Below are 16718 nucleotides of genomic sequence, written 5' to 3' on the forward strand. Positions count from 1 at the left end.
TTCTACCTCAGCTTCAGGGTGGCAAGGCCGATCAGCACGAGAATCACGGTGATGATCCAGAAACGGACGATCACGCGCGGCTCGGGCCAGCCCTTGAGTTCAAAGTGGTGGTGTATCGGTGCCATGCGGAACACACGGCGACCGGTCAGCTTAAAGGACGCAACCTGAATGACGACTGACAGGGTTTCCATCACGAACACGCCGCCCATGATGAACAGGACGATTTCCTGACGGACGATCACCGCGATGGTGCCCAGTGCCGCGCCGAGTGCCAGTGCACCGACGTCGCCCATGAACACTTGCGCCGGATAGGTGTTGAACCACAGGAAGCCCAGACCCGCACCGATGAGCGCGCCGCAGAACACAATCAGTTCGCCCGCGCCCGGCACATAAGGGATCAACAGGTATTCAGCGAATTTCACGTTACCCGACAGGTAGCAGAAAATGCCGAGGCCACCACCGACCATCACGGTCGGCATGATCGCCAGGCCATCGAGGCCGTCAGTCAGGTTGACCGCGTTGCTCGAACCGACGATCACAAAGTAGGTCAGCACGATGAATCCGAGGCCCAGCGGAATACTGTAGTCCTTGAGCATCGGCAGGATCAGCGTGGTTTCCACCGGGGTGGAAGCGGTCATATAAAGGAAGATCGCCGCGCCGAGGCCGAACACCGACTGCCAGAAATACTTCCAGCGGCTCGGCAGGCCACGCGAGTTCTTCTCGATGACTTTGCGGTAATCGTCGACCCAGCCGATGGCGCCGAACAGCAGGGTCACCAGCAAAACAGTCCAGACGTAGCGGTTGCTCAGGTCAGCCCAAAGCAAGGTGCTGACGCCAATCGACGACAGAATCAGTGCGCCGCCCATGGTCGGTGTTCCCGACTTGGACAGGTGCGATTGCGGACCATCATTACGAACGGATTGACCGATCTGACGGTTCTGCAGGGTGCGGATCATCCACGGGCCATAGCACAGCGACAAAACCAGCGCGGTCAGCACACCAAGGATCCCGCGCAGGGTCAGGTACTGAAAGACCGCGAAGCCTTTGTAGAACTGTTGCAGATACTCCGCTAGCAGCAGCAGCATTAATGTTTCTCCAGACTGGACCCGCACAGAGCCGCAACGATGTTTTCCATCGCTGCACTGCGCGAACCCTTGATCAAAATGGTGGTGTTTGTGTCCTGCTCGGCGTCGAGGGCCTGAATCAGTTCGGCTTGCGTGCCGAAGTGATGCGCCTGTTCACCGAATGCGTTTACGGCGTGAACCATGTTTGGCCCGACTGCGTAAAGCGCGGAAACCTTGCCCCGGGCGTACTCGCCCACGTCGCGGTGCCCCTGCTCCGCCCAATCGCCCAACTCGCCGATATCTCCGAGCACCAGGACGGTGCGGCCGGAAAAGCCGGCGAGTATATCAACGGCCGCGCACATCGAGGTGGGGTTTGCGTTGTAAGTGTCATCGATCACGCGCATGCCGTTCTTCGCCAGTTGCGCGACGGTGCGACCCTTGACCGGTTGCACGGCGCCAAGCCCGGTGGCAATGCCGAACAGCGACACGCCCAGGGCGTGAGCGGCAGCGGCAGCGGCCATGGAATTGGCGACGTTATGGGTGCCGAGCAGGTTCAACTGAACGCGCTCGACCCCTTCAGGTGTGTGCAGATTGAAGGCCGGGCACCCACGGGCATCGGTGCTCAGATCGCTGGCGTAGAAGTCCGCGTGCGTGTTGCTCAGGGCAAAAGTCAGCACCTTGCGAGCGCCGGCACGGGTCTTCCAGATACCGAAGGCCTTGTCATCGAGGTTGAGCACGGCGACGCCGTCGGCCGCGAGCCCGTCGATGATTTCACCTTTGGCTTCAACGATTTTTTCCGGCCCGCCAAACTCACCGACGTGCGCGGTGCCGGCATTGTTGAGGATCGCCACGTGCGGCTTGGTCAGGCCAACGGTGTAAGCGATTTCGCCCAGACGCGAGGCGCCCAGTTCGATCACCGCCGAAGTGTGCTCCGGGGCCAGTTCGAGCAGGGTCAGTGGTGCGCCGAGGTCGTTGTTCAGATTGCCACGGGTTGCCAGCACCGGGCCGCGCGTGCGCAGGATGCTCGCAAGCATTTCCTTGACCGTGGTCTTGCCGCTGGAACCGGTAATCGCGGCGACTGGCTGAGTGAACGCGGCACGGTTCAAGGCACCCAACTGGCCAAGGGCCTGACGGGTGTCTTTGACCAGCAGTTGCGGCAGCGTGCTGTCGGCGACTTCGCGCTCGACCAACGCAGCCACGGCGCCTTTGGCAGCGACGTCATTCAAATAGTCATGACCGTCGAAACGCGGGCCGGTCAACGCAATAAACAGTTGCCCAGGCTGGATCGCACGACTGTCGATGCTGACGCCGTCGAAGCTGGCATCACCAGCGATCAAGCGGGCATCGAGCGCGTTGGTCAGTTCGCTGAGCTTCAAGGCCTTAAGCATGGGCCACCTCCCAAGCGGTCAGGGCGTGATCAGCCTCGACCAGATCGGAGAAAGCGTGGCGCTCGCCGTTGATTTCCTGATAGTCCTCGTGACCTTTACCGGCCAGAACAATCACGTCGTCGGCGGAGGCGCCGGCAATCAGTTGCGCAATCGCCTGACCACGGCCGGCGACGAAGGTGACTTTATCCACAGCCGTGAAACCGGCGCGGATGTCATCGAAAATCACTGCTGGATCTTCGGTGCGCGGATTGTCATCGGTGACCAGCACCTGATCGGCCAGACGCTCGACCACTTCGGCCATCAACGGACGTTTGCCGCGATCACGGTCACCGCCGCAGCCGAACAGGCACAGCAGTTGGCCTTTGACGTGCGGGCGCAAGGCAGTGAGGACTTTTTCCAGCGCATCCGGGGTGTGGGCGTAATCGACCACCACCAACGGCTGCGTGCCACCACCCAAACGCTGCATGCGTCCGGCCGGGCCTTCGAGTTTCGGCAGCACTTTGAGAATTTCGTCGAGCGCGTAATCCAGACCGAGCAAGGCGCCAACCGCCGCCAACACGTTGCTCAGGTTGAAACGGCCAAGCAGCGTGCTGCGCAGATGATGTTCACCCTGCGGCGTCACCAGCGTGGCGCGCACGCCGTGGTCGTCGAACTGCGCTTCGCGGCAATACAGATAGGCGCTGCTGTCGAGCAGGCTATAAGTGATCAGGCGCGATTCACGTTTTTCCGCAGCCAGTTGCCGGCCGAAATCGTCGTCGAGGTTGACCACACGGCACTTCAGATCATTCCAGGCGAACAGCTTGGCCTTGGCCTCGGCGTACGCCTGCATGGTGCCGTGATAATCCAGATGATCGCGGGACAGGTTGGTCATCACCGCGACGTCGAACGCCAGCGCCGTGACCCGGCCCTGATCCAGACCGTGGGACGAGACTTCCATGGCCACGGCTTTGGCACCGGCCTTTTTCAGGTCGCCCAGGGTTGCTTGCACGGCAATCGGATTCGGCGTGGTGTGCAAACCGCTTTCCAGTGCGCCATAGAAGCCGGAACCCAAGGTGCCGACGATGCCGCAATGCTGGCCGAGCAGATCCAGTGCCTGCGCAACCAATTGGGTCACGCTGGTCTTGCCGTTGGTGCCGGTGACGCCAATCAGGTTCAAGTGATGACTTGGCTCACCGTAAAAACGTCCGGCGATGTCCGACAGCTGCGCCGCCAAGCCTTTGACCGGAATCAGCGGCACGTCGGTAATCGGCAGCACGGTGGCGCCTTCAACTTCATAAGCGACCGCAGCCGCACCGCGTTGCAGTGCATCGGCAATGTGTGCACGGCCATCGAATTTGCCGCCGGGCACGGCGAGGAACAGATCGCCCGCGCGTACGTTGCGGCTGTCCAGCGCCAATTCACGGATCAACAGATCGTGGCCGGCGTGGGGGAATATCTTGTTCAGACTTAATGACATCAGCCGCGCCCTCCATTGGCTTTCAGCGGAATGACCGGGGTGGCGTTGGCTTGTTGCGTCGTCGGCAGATTGTCCGGCGTAACGTTCATCAGACGCAGGGTTCCGGACATCACGCGGCTGAACACCGGCGCGGAAACCAGACCACCGAAGTAGCCGGCCTTGGACGGCTCATCGATCACCACCACAATCGCGTAACGCGGATCGCTCATCGGGCCGAAACCGGCGAACAGCGAGCGGTAAGAGTTTTCCGCATAGCCCTTGGTGCCCACCGAAGTCTTGCGCGCAGTACCCGACTTGCCGGCCACGTGATACGCCGGCACTTGCGCACGGAACACGCCGCGTGGCGCTTCGATCACTTGGGTGAGCATGCCTTGCATGGTTTTCGCCACGGCTTCCGGCAGCACTTGGGTGGTCTGCGGCATCTTGTCGGTTTTGATCAGCGTCAGCGGCGCGAGACGACCGTTGTTGGCCAGTGCCGAGAACGCGTGAACCAGCTGAATCGCGGTCACGGAAATACCGTAGCCGTAAGAAAGCGTTGCGGTTTCAGCCTTGCGCCAATCGCGGTAGTTCGGCAGGTTGCCGACACGCTCGCCCGGGAAGCCGAGGCCGGTGTCCTGGCCGAGACCGACTTTTTGCGCGAGGCGGAAAATCGTTTCGCCGCCGATATCGAACGCGACCTTACTCATGCCGACGTTACTGGAATTGATCAGGATGCCGGTCAGATCGAGCACCGGACCTTCAGTCCTGGAAACGTCCTTGATCGTGTACTTGCCGATCTGCAGGGAGCCCGGATACACCTCGACGGTGTCGCTCGGTTTCCAGCGGCCGGTTTCGATTGCAGCGGCCATGGAGATCGCTTTCATCGTCGAACCCGGTTCGAATACGTCGATCATCGCGCGGTTACGCATCATTGCCGGCTGCAGGTTGCGACGGTTGTTCGGGTTGTAGGTTGGCTGGTTGACCATGGCCAGAATCTCGCCGGTCTTGACGTCCATGATCACCAGGCTGCCGGCCTTGGCGCCGTTCTCGATGATCGCGTTGCGCAACTCGCGGTTGGCCAGATATTGCAGACGCAGGTCAATGGACAACGCCAAGGGCTTGCCGGCCTTGGCGTTTTTGGTGACCTGGACATCCTTGATCAGCCGACCGCGCCGATCCTTGATGACCTGTCGTTTGCCCGGCACCCCGGCGAGCCATTCGTCATAGGCCAGTTCGACACCTTCGCGACCGTGGTCATCGATGTCGGTAAACCCGACCATATGTGCGGTGACTTCACCGGCCGGATAGAACCGGCGGAATTCTTCGATGCCATAAACGCCCGGCACTTTCAGGTCGAGCACAGCCTGGCCCTGCTCGGGGGTCAGCCCGCGCACCAGATAAATGAATTCTTTGTTGGCCTGGGCTTCGAGGCGTTCGGTCAGGGCTTTCGGATCCTGACCCAACGCGGCAGCGAGTGCCGGCCACTTCTCTTTCGCCGTTTGCATTTCCTTGGCGTTGGCCCACAGCGTGGTCACCGGGGTACTCACGGCCAAAGGCTCGCCGTTACGGTCAGTGATCAGACCACGGTGAGCCGGAATCGGAATGTGCCGCAGGCTGCGCGCGTCGCCCTGACCTTTGAGGAAGTCACGGTCAACCACTTGCAGGTCGATGATGCGCCAGCAGATCGCCGCGACCATCACGCCGAGCAGCGCTACCATCAGGCGGAAGCGCCATGGGAACAGTGCGCCTTCGAGTTTCATCATGGCGCCACCATCTTCACGTCAGCCGCGCCAGGGATATGCATTTTCAATTGTTCGGTGGCCAGCACTTCGATGCGGCTGTGCGCGGTCCAGGTGCTTTGTTCGAGAATCAAACGCCCCCACTCGGCCTGCGCCTTGTCGCGCACGCTGAGTTCGTTATAAAGGGTGTTGAGCAACTGCCGGTTCCAGTGCGCGCTGTACGACACGGCGATGGCCGAGACGAGCACGCCGATAAACAGCAGCAGCATCAGAAAGCTGCCGCCGGGCAGTGGCTTGGCGAAAAGCTTGCTCACCGCAGCTTCTCCGCGACGCGCATGACGGCGCTACGGGAACGTGGGTTGGCTTTGAGTTCGGCGTCGGAGGCCGTCTGCGCTTTGCCATGGACTTTGATTTTCGGTTCGAACGCCACGTGGCGAACCGGCAGGTTGCGCGGCAGGTTGTCGGCTTCGCCTTTCACCAGCTTGCGCATGAACAGTTTGACGATGCGGTCTTCCAGCGAGTGGAAGCTGATCACGACCAGGCGGCCGCCAATTTCCAGAGCGTCCAGTGCGGCTTCGAGACCGGCTTCCAGATCACCCAGCTCGTTGTTGACGTGAATACGCAAACCCTGAAATGCACGGGTGGCCGGGTTCTTGCCCTTTTCCCACGCCGGGTTGGCGACTTTCAACACTTCAGCCAGGTCGGCAGTGCGCTCGAACGGCTTGATGTCGCGACGCTCGGCGACGGCGCGGGCCATACGGCCGGAGAAACGCTCTTCGCCGTATTCCTTGAACACCCGGGCGATTTCCTCAGCCGGCGCGGTGTTGACGAATTCGGCAGCGCTGATGCCCCGGGACGGGTCCATGCGCATGTCCAGCGGACCGTCGTTGAGGAAACTGAAGCCGCGTTCAGCGTCGTCGAGCTGCGGCGAAGACACGCCGAGGTCGAGCAGAATACCGCTGACCTTGCCGCTCAGACCTTGCTCGGCGACCACCGAACCCAGCTCGGCAAAGCTGCGCTGCACAACGACAAAGCGGCCGTCTTCGGCCGCTAGCGTTTGCCCGGTGGCAATCGCTTGAGGATCTTTGTCGAATCCGATGAGCCGACCGTCGGTGCCGAGCTGGCTGAGGATCAACCGACTGTGTCCGCCGCGCCCGAACGTACCGTCCAGATAGCAGCCATCAGGACGTACGGCGAGAGCCTCGACGGCTTCGTCAAGCAGTACGGTGATGTGGTTAAAGCCGCTATCAATAGTCACAGGATCAAATCACGCAGTTCATCAGGCATCGCGCCCGGTTGTTGAATGGCAGCAAGGTCAGCGGCAGATACCGCGTTCCATGCATCCTCGTCCCACAATTGGAACTTGTTCAGTTGGCCTACCAGCATCGCGCGCTTATCCAGCTTGGCGTACTCGCGCAGACGCGGTGGAACCAGAAAACGGCCACTGCCATCGAGCTCGAGGTCGACGGCGTTGCCGATTAATAAACGCTGCAAGCGACGGTTCTCTTCGCGAAGCGAAGGAAGCGCGCGCAACTTGGTTTCAATAATTTCCCACTCGTCGAGCGGATAAACACACAGACACGGATCAACGGCATCAATGGTGACGATTAATTGGCCGGAACTGCGCGAATCGAGCTCGTCACGGTACCGGCTCGGCATAGCGAGACGGCCCTTTGCGTCGAGACTGATAGCGTTAGCTCCGCGAAACACGTCTGCGTTTCTCCAATTTTTATCGTTTTGAGCTCAAAAAACCCACTTCATGCCACTTTCCGCCACTTGCGCACACTATAGGAATGCGCCCACCACACCGTCAAGGCGCGGATTAAAGGAAAACCCTTACAGAACGGAGATTTAGGAGCATAAAAGGAGGAGTAACGACAATCTGGCGGAGACTTTTGACCCATAACTTGATGCAGCACTGAAAGCTGCGCTCGAAAGTTAAAGTAATTTGTTAAGAGTAAGATTTTTTCGGTATTACAAAAGCGCTTCTGCTGTTGATTGAAGCGAGGTGGGAAATGGCTATTACTGCGTTTGCCGCTGCCGAACTTTCAGAGCAGGCCTGCTGATATTACACAGCCCTGTCGCCATTGATTCAAGCAGGGAAAGAAAAAGGTGGAGAGTCGATCTGTAAGCCGGGTTCTGTCTTGAACAGTCATTCGTCTACGATGGCCATCACTGGACATCTTTAGCAACCTACCCGGTCCCAGCGCGGGCCACGCCTTGGGACCCTATTTGGTCTTGCTCCAAGTGGGGTTTACCTAGCCACGAACTGTTGCCAGACGTGCGGTGCGCTCTTACCGCACCTTTTCACCCTTACCGGCGCCGAAGCGCTTAGGCGGTTATTTTCTGTGGCACTTTCCGTAGGCTCACGCCTCCCAGGCATTACCTGGCACTTCGCCCTATGGAGCCCGGACTTTCCTCCCCCCCCTAATTTTCATAGAGGGCAGCGACTGTCCGATCGACTCTCCGCCGCGAAGGTTAACGGCAGAGCGGCCGAAGAACAAGCGCTAAAAGCCTCAAGACCGCTATGGGCGACGGCTTACACGCCTTTCTGTTTCTCCAGTGCGACCTGATACAGCACGTTTTTGCGTTCACCGGTGATCTGCGCTGCCAACGCGGCGGCACGCTTGAGCGGCATTTCTTCGAGCAGCAGATCGAGGATGCGCATCGCCTCGCTACTGACTGCATCTTCAGACTCCGGCGCGGTCCAGCCAGCCACCAACACCACGCATTCGCCGCGCTGCTGATTGCTGTCGGATTCGACGAACGCGCGCAACTCGGCCAGCGGCAAGCCCTTGAGTGTTTCGAACGTCTTGGTGATTTCACGAGCGAGCAATGCCTGCCGCTCGCCGCCAAACACTGCTTCCATATCCTGCAGACATTCAAGGATACGGTGCGGCGCTTCATAGAAAATCAACGTACGCGGCTCTTCTTTAACAGCCTCCAGTCGCGCCTTGCGCCCGACCGATTTGGCCGGCAGAAAACCTTCGAAGATGAAGCGGTCGGACGGCAGTCCGGCCGCCGACAGCGCCGCGATAAGCGCACAGGCGCCAGGCACCGGAACAACATTGATCCCGGCCGCACGGGCCTGACGCACCAGGTGATAACCCGGATCGGAAATCAGCGGCGTACCGGCATCGGAAATCAGCGCCACGTTATCGCCTGCAAGCAAGCGGGTAATAAAGCGGCTACCTTCATCTCTTTCGTTATGTTCATGACAGGCAGCCAGCGGCGTGCCAATCCCGAAGTGCTGCATCAGCCGCGCCGAGTGGCGGGTGTCTTCGGCAGCGATCAATGCCACTTCACGAAGAATCTTCAGTGCCCGGGCGCTGATGTCGTCCAGGTTGCCGATGGGCGTCGCCACCACATAAAGCGAGCCAGCAGCGGAATTCAGGGAACCTGGAGCAGTCAAAGCGCACACCTCGTGATCGGTAAAAGCGGCCATTGTAGCGCGTCACGAGGCTTGCGATGCGCTCAGGCCGAACCCGGTTTTGCGCACAGTTGTGCGCCGCCGCAACATTTACTCCAGCTAAATCGTCCGATTCACGCCAGTAACATCGCGCCCCGGCCAGTGCTTGGGTACAATTCGACGCTAATTTGATCGAGTATCAGGAACACTTACATGATCGCTTGCCTGCGGCTGTTCACTGCCCTCTGCCTCGCTGCCCTGTTGGCGGCTTGCGCCAGCTCCCCTTCCTCCAGCCTTGGCGAACTTCCACGGACTCCGGATGCCAGCATCGAGCAACTGCTCGAACAGGCTACCCAGGCGAAAACCCCGGAAAAAGCTGCCCTGTTGCGCCTGAGCGCTGCTGATTTGGCTTATCGCCAGGGCAATGCCGGCCAGTCCGCGCAAATCCTGCAACAAGTGCCGATGGAGCAACTGAAGCCAGGCCAGCAGATTTTCGCCAGCACCTTGAATGCTGAACTGGCGATGACCCGCAATCAGCCAAAAGCCGCGCTGACAGCCCTGAGCCATCCAAGCCTGCAACATTTGGGCGAGATGCCTGAAGAGCAGCAAGTGCGCACCGGCACCGTGCATGCCCGCGCCCTTGAAGCCGATGGCCAGACGCTCGCTGCCGCCCGCGAGCGCGTGTTCATCGCGCCGATGCTGCAAGGCGAAGCCGCGACCAAGAACCACGAAGCGATCTGGACCCTGATCGGCTCGCTGCCGACCGACCAACTGCAACCGAACAGCACCGACGATCTCGGTGGCTGGATGGGTCTGGCCATGGCGGTAAAATCCGCCGGCACCCTGGAACAACAGCAAGCCGCGATCGACACCTGGCGCGCGCAGAATCCAAAACACCCGGCCGCCATCAACCTGCCGCTGCCGCTGACCAAGCTCAAGGAACTGGCTAGCCAGCCGCTGAGCAAAATTGCCCTGCTGCTGCCGCAGGACGGTCAATTGGCCGCCGTCGGCAAGGCACTGCGTGAAGGCTTCATGGCTGCGCACTACCAGGCCCAACAAGCCGGGCAGAAGCCGCCAGCCATCGAGTTCTACGACAGTTCCAAGCTAACCTCAATGGACGAGTTCTACCGCAAGGCTCAGGCTGACGGCGTGCAACTGGTTGTCGGCCCACTGGAAAAACCACTGGTCAAACAGCTGAGCACTCGCCCGCAACTGCCGATCACCACCCTCGCGCTGAACTACAGCGAAGGCGATCAAGGCCCGGCGCAACTGTTCCAGTTCGGTCTGGCCGCTGAAGACGAAGCTCGCGAAGTCTCGCGCCGCGCCCGTGCCGATGGCCTGCACCGCGCTGCCATCATGGTACCGAAAGGCGAATGGGGCGACCGCGTACTGCGTGCGTTCAGCCAGGACTGGCAGGCTAACGGTGGCAGCATCGTAGCGACCGAACGTGTTGATCAGCCGGTGCAACTGGCCCAGCAGATCGCCGACATGTTCCAGCTGCGTCAGAGCGAGGCCCGCGCCAAGAGCCTGCAAAATGCCGTCGGCACCAACGTAGCCGCGCAGCCGTCGCGTCGTCAGGACATCGAGTTCATCTTCCTCGCCGCCACACCGCAACAGGCGCAGCAGATCAAACCGACCCTGAACTTCCAGTACGCCGGTGACGTTCCGGTTTACGCGACTTCGCACGTTTACAGCGCCAGTGGCGACGTGAATCAGTACAACGACATGAACGGCATTCGCTTCTGCGAAACCCCATGGCTGCTGGACTCCAGCGACCCACTGCGTCAGCAAGTAGTTGCGCAGTGGCCACAAGCCGCCGGCAGCCTCGGCCGCCTGTACGCGATGGGTGTGGATGCCTATCGTCTGGCACCGCGCCTGGGTCAACTCAAGGCGCTGCCGGACAGCCGCATCGACGGTGAGTCGGGCAGCCTCGGCATGACCCAGACCCAACGCGTTGTGCGTCAATTGCCTTGGGCGCAGTTCGTCAGCGGCCAGGTTCAACGCCTGCCGGACACCCCGCGCTGATGCCTGACAGGTCACGCTCGCAAAGCGGCAAGGATGCCGAGAGCCAAGCGCTCGAGCATCTGCAACAACAAGGTCTGCGCCTGCTGGCGCAGAACTGGTTTTGTAAACGCGGCGAGCTTGATCTGGTCATGCTTGATGGCGATACAGTAGTATTCGTTGAAGTTCGTTACAGAAAAAACACTCAATGGGGTGGCGCGCTCGCTAGCATCGATGGGCGCAAGCAGCAGAAACTGATTTTCGCTGCGCAGTATTTTCTTCAGCGCGAGTCGCGTTGGGCCAATTCCCCTTGCCGCTTCGACGTGGTGGCCATCGACAGCCATCCGGATCAGCTGAACTGGTTGCAGAATGCTTTCGACAGTTGATCGGCGGCGTTGCGACCCGGACAATCCCACCGACAAATTTTGCTCTTTGCTTTGCGGGCTGCACATTCATGTGCCGGACAGCCGCGCTACTTAAGGTCACACAGATGGACATGCAATCCCGAATTCGCCAGCTTTTCCAGGCCAGTATCGACACCAAGCAACAGGCGATGGACGTACTTGCACCGCACATCGAGCAAGCCAGCCAGATCATGGTCAACGCCCTGCTCAACGAAGGCAAAATGCTTTCGTGCGGCAACGGAGGTTCGGCCGGCGACGCCCAGCACTTTTCTTCCGAACTGCTCAACCGCTTCGAGCGCGAGCGCCCGAGCCTGCCAGCCATCGCCCTGACCACCGATACATCGACGATCACCTCGATCGCCAACGATTACAGCTACAACGAAGTGTTCTCCAAACAGATTCGCGCGCTCGGTCAGCCAGGCGATGTCCTGCTGGCGATTTCGACCAGCGGCAACTCGGCGAACATTATTCAAGCGATCCAGGCCGCACATGATCGCGAAATGATTGTCGTAGCTATGACCGGACGCGATGGCGGCGGCATGGCGTCGCTGCTGTTGCCCGAGGACGTCGAGATTCGCGTACCGGCCAATGTCACTGCACGTATTCAAGAAGTCCACTTGCTGGCGATCCATTGCCTTTGCGATCTGATCGACAGCCAACTGTTCGGGAGTGAAGAATGACCCCTAATCGCCTTGGCCTTCTGGCCTTGACCCTGTGCCTCGGCATCAGCGGCTGCACCTCGGTGGTAAACGCCAGCCGTGAAGCACCGATCGACGACGACCGTGGCACGCGCACCTTCGGCAGCAAGATCGACGACTCGTTGATCGAAACCAAAGTCGGTGTGAACGTGGCCAAGGCCGACCCGGCCCTGGACAACGATTCGCACATCGTCGTCACCAGCTTCAACGGCGTGGTACTGCTGGCCGGCCAGACACCTCGTGCAGACCTGAAAGCCAAAGCCGAACAGGCAGCAGCGGCGGTTCAACGGGTAAAAACCGTTCATAACGAACTGCAAGTCATCCCACCGTCCGGTTTCCTGGCGCGCCAGAACGACACCTGGCTGACTTCCAAGATCAAGACCCAGATGCTCACCGACGCCAGCATCCCTGGCTCGCGCATCAAGGTCGTAACCGAGAACGGTATCGTCTACCTGCTGGGCCTGCTGACCAAGCAGGAGGCCACTCAGGCAACCAATCTGGTTCAGGGTGTTTCCGGCGTACAGAAGATCGTGAAGCTGTTCGAATACATCGACTGACAGCCGAACAACGCACATAAAAAAGGCGATCCATCCGGATCGCCTTTTTTATTACTTCACCACTTTCAGGCTTGGCCGGCCGCTAGGGCGCGGCGGCTCGCTGTCCGGTGGCGGCAAGTCGTCATCCGACTCGATCTCTTCCTCGTCATCCATCGGCGACTCGAGATCGAACACCATGCCCTGACCGTTCTCCCGGGCGTAGATCCCCAGGATCGCGCTGATCGGCACGTACAAGCTGTGCGGGACACCCCCGAAGCGACCTTCGAAGGTCACCACATCATTGTCCATGTGCAGATGACGCACAGCACTCGGCGAAATGTTCAGGACAATCTGCCCGTCACTGGCGAAACCCTGCGGCACCTGCACCGCGGGGTACTCGGAGTTGACCAGCATGTGCGGGGTGCAATCGTTATCAACAATCCACTCGTAGAGCGCGCGGACCAGATAAGGTCGACTGGAGTTCATAGCGGCTCCTTAAGCCTTAGCGCATATCGCGTTCGACACCAGACAGACTCGCCTGGAAAGCCTCACGCGCAAACGAGCGCTCCATATAATCAAGCAGCGGCTTGGCTGGCCGCGGCAGTTCAATACCCAGAATCGGCAAACGCCAGAGTATTGGCAATAGGCAGCAATCCACCAGACTTTGTTCCTCACTGAGGAAAAACGGCTTGTCGGCAAACAATGGCGACACGCCCGTCAGGCTTTCACGCAATTCCTTGCGCGCCACGACTCGCGCGGCCTCCTTGGACTTGGGATCCAGAATCAGATCCACCAGACCACACCAGTCGCGCTGAATACGATGAATCAGCAAACGGCTGTTGGCACGCGCCACCGGGTAAACCGGCATCAACGGCGGATGCGGGTAACGCTCATCCAGATATTCCATCACCACGGTCGACTCCCACAACGCCAGGTCACGATCGACCAGCGTAGGGAGACTGCCGTAAGGGTTCACCTCAATCAGTTTAGGCGGCTGGCGACCAGCTTCCACATAAATGATCTCGGCGCTGACACCCTTCTCTGCAAGCACAATGCGCACTCGGTGGGAATAGTGGTCGGCGGGGTCGGAGTAACAGGCCAACCGATTGGTCACGCCCATGGCGATCCTCCTCGCTTGTTGAAATTATCGGAACCGGAAAAACGCGCGCGCCCAGAGGGCGCCTCCCGCAACCGCCGGCTGACCGGAAGTTACGTTATCGGAGGCGCCCTTGGGCGCGCGCGATTAACAGCAATGCTTGAAGCGTATCAGTGCACGTCTTTCCAGTATTCACGCTTGAGCAGGTAGGCGAACACAAAGAAGAACGCCAGGTACAGCAAGACGTAAGTACCGATGCGCTGATGTTGCAGCTTAACCGGGTTAGCCGAGTAAGCCAGGAAGGTTACCAGATTCTTGACCTTCTCATCGAACTGCTCTTCGTTCAGAGCACCGGATTTCGGCACGATGGTCAGCTGATCGCACGCTTCATGTGTCAGAGGCGTACCGGTCAGCGGATCATATTGCTTCTTGCCGTCTTCGACGATCTGTACTTGCTTGCAGCCAACGACCTGACGACCTTGCAGGCCGACCAGCACGTTAGGCATGCCGACGTTTGGGAAGACCTTGTTGTTCACGCCCCACGGACGTGCCGGATCTTCGTAGAACGACTTCAGGTAACCGTAGAGCCAGTCAGTGCCACGCACGCGAGCCACCAGGGTCAGGTCCGGTGGTGCCGCGCCGAACCAGGTCTTGGCGTCAGCCGGCTGCATGCCGATGTTCATGTGATCGCCGATCTTGGCGCCAGTGAACACCAGTTTCTCCAGCATCAGTTCGTGCGGAACACCAAGATCATCGGCAACCCGCTCGTAACGCTGGAACTTGGCGCTGTGGCAACCCATGCAATAGTTGGCAAACGTACGTGCGCCATCCTGCAGGGCTGCTTTGTCGGAAACGTCGATGTCGACTTTTTCCAGCTCCGGACCACCGTGTTCAGCGGCGAAAGACAGCACAGGCAAAGCAGCAAAAATCAGAGCAAAAAATAACTTTTTCATCAGCCAGTCACCCTTTCCGGAACCGGTTTGGTCTTCTCGAGCCTGGTGTAGAACGGCATCAGAATGAAGTAGGCGAAGTACAGGAAGGTGCAGACCTGCGACAACAGGGTTCGCCCCGGGGTCGGCGCAAGCACACCGAGAATGCCCAGAATCACGAACGAAATGCAGAACACCACCAGCCAGATTTTGCTCATCCAGCCTTTATAGCGCATCGACTTGACCGGACTGCGGTCCAGCCATGGCAGCACGAACAGCACCGCAATCGCCGCCCCCATGGCGATAACGCCCATGAGCTTGTCCGGGATCGCACGCAAGATTGCGTAGAACGGTGTGAAGTACCAGACCGGCGCAATATGCTCTGGGGTCTTGAACGGGTTAGCCTGCTCGAAGTTTGGTTTTTCGAGGAAGTAGCCGCCCATTTCCGGGAAGAAGAACACAATGAAGCAGAAGATAAACAGGAACACCACAACACCGACAATGTCTTTCACGGTGTAGTACGGGTGGAAAGCAATGCCGTCCAGCGGGATGCCGTTTTCGTCTTTGTGCTTCTTGATGTCGACGCCGTCAGGGTTGTTCGAACCTACTTCGTGCAACGCCAGAATGTGCAGCACCACCAGACCGAGAATCACGATTGGCAACGCGACAACGTGCAGAGCGAAGAAGCGATTCAGGGTGATTCCAGAGATCAGGTAGTCACCACGAATCCACTGGGTCAGGTCGTTACCGATGACCGGAATAGCACCGAACAGCGAGATGATCACCTGGGCGCCCCAGTACGACATCTGGCCCCATGGCAGCAGGTAACCCATGAAAGCTTCGGCCATCAGCGCCAGGTAAATCAGCATGCCGAACACCCAGACCAGCTCACGCGGTTTCTGATACGAACCGTAGAGCAGGCCACGGAACATGTGCAGATACACCACGATGAAAAACGCCGAGGCGCCGGTCGAGTGCAGCAAACGCAGGATCGAGCCGTACTCGACGTCGCGCATGATGTATTCAACGGAAGCGAAGGCTTCTTCTGCCGACGGCGTATAACTCATCGTCAGCCAGACACCGGTGACGATCTGATTCACCAGAACCAGCAGCGCCAGGGAGCCGAAGAAGTAGAAGAAGTTGAAGTTTTTTGGAGCGTAATATTTGCTGAGATGGTCTTCCCACATTTTGGTCGCAGGAAAGCGCGCATCAACCCAATCCATGAACTTGCTCATCACGCTTTCTCCGTATCGACGCCAATGACAATCAGGTCATCGGTCTCATAGGAATGCGGGGGAACTGGCAGGTTCAAAGGCGCAGGTTGCGACTTGTAGACGCGGCCAGCCAGATCGTAGTGGGAACCGTGGCAAGGGCAGAAATAGCCACCGACCCAGTCTTTGCCCAGATCCGCAGGTGCCACTTCGGGACGGAAAGTTGGTGAGCAACCCAAGTGCGTGCAGATCCCGATCAGCAGCAGAATTTCCGGCTTGATCGAGCGCACTTCCGGGTCGACATAGGTGGGTTGCGTGGAGTTTTTGGAGGTCGGATCGGAGAGCTGGCCCTCGATCTTCTTGAGATTCCCCAGGATTTCCTCGGTACGGCGGACAATGAACACCGGCTGGCCGCGCCACTCAGCAATCATCTGCTGCCCTGGCTCGATCTTGCTGACATTCACTTTCACCGGTGCACCGGCGGCTTTCGCCTTGGCACTGGGAAACCATGACCCCACGAACGGGACCGCAGCCCCCACCGCTCCTGCAGCACCCACCACGGATGTGGCTGCTACCAAGAAGCGACGCCGGCCTGCATTCACGCCGTCATTGCTCATTCAGTCCTCTCCCATCAGCTTTTGTGGCCTGTTAAATCAGGCATCTACTAAATAAATCAATGTTACTTATAAAAATTTTGCCGAGATGGTAATGAAAAGCCCCAATTCTGACAAGGGAATTACCCGGAGCTCCTACCCTCAAGCCTTGCAGTATAGGGGGTCTACGGAAGTGGCAAGTTGTCGCAGCGCAA

General features: G+C 59.2%; 17 protein-coding genes and 1 other RNA gene. 4 read left to right on the forward strand and 14 right to left on the reverse strand.

Annotation, left to right across the window (positions count from 1 at the left end; genetic code table 11):
* Positions 1-2 precede the first annotated feature (2 nt).
* The 9 genes from mraY to rsmI all read right to left on the reverse strand — a co-directional run bounded on the left by mraY (position 3) and on the right by rsmI (position 9071).
* Positions 3-1085: a phospho-N-acetylmuramoyl-pentapeptide-transferase gene (gene mraY / locus ACZZ0G_RS06350; RefSeq protein ID WP_007917000.1), complete on the reverse strand. Its 1083-nt coding sequence runs from the start codon at positions 1083-1085 to the stop codon at positions 3-5.
* On the reverse strand, positions 1085-2452 hold the full coding sequence (locus ACZZ0G_RS06355; RefSeq protein WP_463555648.1) for a UDP-N-acetylmuramoyl-tripeptide--D-alanyl-D-alanine ligase: 1368 nt from the start codon (positions 2450-2452) through the stop codon (positions 1085-1087). Before ACZZ0G_RS06355 ends, mraY begins: the two co-directional genes overlap by 1 nt.
* Positions 2445-3908, reverse strand: a complete 1464-nt coding sequence (locus tag ACZZ0G_RS06360; RefSeq protein WP_242206796.1) for a UDP-N-acetylmuramoyl-L-alanyl-D-glutamate--2,6-diaminopimelate ligase — start codon at positions 3906-3908, stop codon at positions 2445-2447. The genes ACZZ0G_RS06355 and ACZZ0G_RS06360 overlap by 8 nt, the downstream gene beginning before the upstream one ends.
* Positions 3908-5647: a peptidoglycan D,D-transpeptidase FtsI family protein gene (locus tag ACZZ0G_RS06365; protein WP_463558829.1), complete on the reverse strand. Its 1740-nt coding sequence runs from the start codon at positions 5645-5647 to the stop codon at positions 3908-3910. Before ACZZ0G_RS06365 ends, ACZZ0G_RS06360 begins: the two co-directional genes overlap by 1 nt.
* Positions 5647-5940, reverse strand: coding sequence for a cell division protein FtsL (gene ftsL, locus ACZZ0G_RS06370; protein ID WP_007917008.1), 294 nt, complete (start codon positions 5938-5940; stop codon positions 5647-5649). The genes ACZZ0G_RS06365 and ftsL overlap by 1 nt, the downstream gene beginning before the upstream one ends.
* Positions 5937-6884 carry a 16S rRNA (cytosine(1402)-N(4))-methyltransferase RsmH gene (gene rsmH, locus ACZZ0G_RS06375; protein WP_008082779.1) on the reverse strand — a complete coding sequence of 316 codons (948 nt, stop codon included), beginning with the start codon at positions 6882-6884 and terminating at the stop codon, positions 5937-5939. The genes ftsL and rsmH overlap by 4 nt, the downstream gene beginning before the upstream one ends.
* Entirely contained in the window at positions 6881-7336 is a 456-nt protein-coding gene (gene mraZ, locus ACZZ0G_RS06380; RefSeq protein ID WP_007917012.1) for a division/cell wall cluster transcriptional repressor MraZ, read from the reverse strand. Before mraZ ends, rsmH begins: the two co-directional genes overlap by 4 nt.
* Positions 7337-7738: 402 nt before the next feature.
* An RNA gene (rnpB, locus tag ACZZ0G_RS06385) (RNase P RNA component class A) lies at positions 7739-8092 on the reverse strand.
* Positions 8093-8165: 73 nt separating this feature from the next.
* Positions 8166-9071, reverse strand: a complete 906-nt coding sequence (gene rsmI / locus ACZZ0G_RS06390; protein WP_093430688.1) for a 16S rRNA (cytidine(1402)-2'-O)-methyltransferase — start codon at positions 9069-9071, stop codon at positions 8166-8168.
* A gap of 177 nt (positions 9072-9248) precedes the next feature.
* Here rsmI and ACZZ0G_RS06395 point away from each other — a divergent pair, with 177 nt between their 5' ends.
* The 4 genes from ACZZ0G_RS06395 to ACZZ0G_RS06410 all read left to right on the forward strand — a co-directional run bounded on the left by ACZZ0G_RS06395 (position 9249) and on the right by ACZZ0G_RS06410 (position 12695).
* A complete protein-coding gene (locus ACZZ0G_RS06395) occupies positions 9249-11060 on the forward strand; it encodes a penicillin-binding protein activator (RefSeq protein ID WP_463555649.1) in 1812 nt (603 codons plus the stop codon).
* Positions 11060-11422, forward strand: coding sequence for a YraN family protein (locus tag ACZZ0G_RS06400; RefSeq protein WP_463555650.1), 363 nt, complete (start codon positions 11060-11062; stop codon positions 11420-11422). Before ACZZ0G_RS06395 ends, ACZZ0G_RS06400 begins: the two co-directional genes overlap by 1 nt.
* A gap of 104 nt (positions 11423-11526) precedes the next feature.
* Positions 11527-12120 carry a phosphoheptose isomerase gene (locus tag ACZZ0G_RS06405; RefSeq protein ID WP_007917022.1) on the forward strand — a complete coding sequence of 198 codons (594 nt, stop codon included), beginning with the start codon at positions 11527-11529 and terminating at the stop codon, positions 12118-12120.
* Positions 12117-12695: a BON domain-containing protein gene (locus ACZZ0G_RS06410; protein WP_007917023.1), complete on the forward strand. Its 579-nt coding sequence runs from the start codon at positions 12117-12119 to the stop codon at positions 12693-12695. Before ACZZ0G_RS06405 ends, ACZZ0G_RS06410 begins: the two co-directional genes overlap by 4 nt.
* Positions 12696-12746: 51 nt before the next feature.
* On the opposite strand, the gene ACZZ0G_RS06415 is transcribed toward ACZZ0G_RS06410, so the two are convergent.
* From ACZZ0G_RS06415 to petA, 5 genes are all read right to left on the reverse strand, one after another.
* Positions 12747-13160 carry a ClpXP protease specificity-enhancing factor gene (locus ACZZ0G_RS06415; RefSeq protein WP_007917024.1) on the reverse strand — a complete coding sequence of 138 codons (414 nt, stop codon included), beginning with the start codon at positions 13158-13160 and terminating at the stop codon, positions 12747-12749.
* Positions 13161-13176: 16 nt separating this feature from the next.
* Entirely contained in the window at positions 13177-13794 is a 618-nt protein-coding gene (locus ACZZ0G_RS06420; protein ID WP_007917025.1) for a glutathione S-transferase N-terminal domain-containing protein, read from the reverse strand.
* Positions 13795-13940: 146 nt separating this feature from the next.
* Complete coding sequence (locus ACZZ0G_RS06425) at positions 13941-14723, reverse strand: cytochrome c1 (RefSeq protein WP_038361065.1); 783 nt, start codon at positions 14721-14723, stop codon at positions 13941-13943.
* Positions 14723-15934 (reverse strand): cytochrome b, encoded by a 1212-nt coding sequence (locus ACZZ0G_RS06430; protein WP_038361054.1) that lies wholly within the window; start codon positions 15932-15934, stop codon positions 14723-14725. The genes ACZZ0G_RS06425 and ACZZ0G_RS06430 overlap by 1 nt, the downstream gene beginning before the upstream one ends.
* Positions 15934-16527 (reverse strand): ubiquinol-cytochrome c reductase iron-sulfur subunit, encoded by a 594-nt coding sequence (petA, locus tag ACZZ0G_RS06435; protein ID WP_007917031.1) that lies wholly within the window; start codon positions 16525-16527, stop codon positions 15934-15936. The genes ACZZ0G_RS06430 and petA overlap by 1 nt, the downstream gene beginning before the upstream one ends.
* Positions 16528-16718 lie beyond the last annotated feature (191 nt).

Source organism: Pseudomonas sp. AC169 (assembly GCF_979258515.1).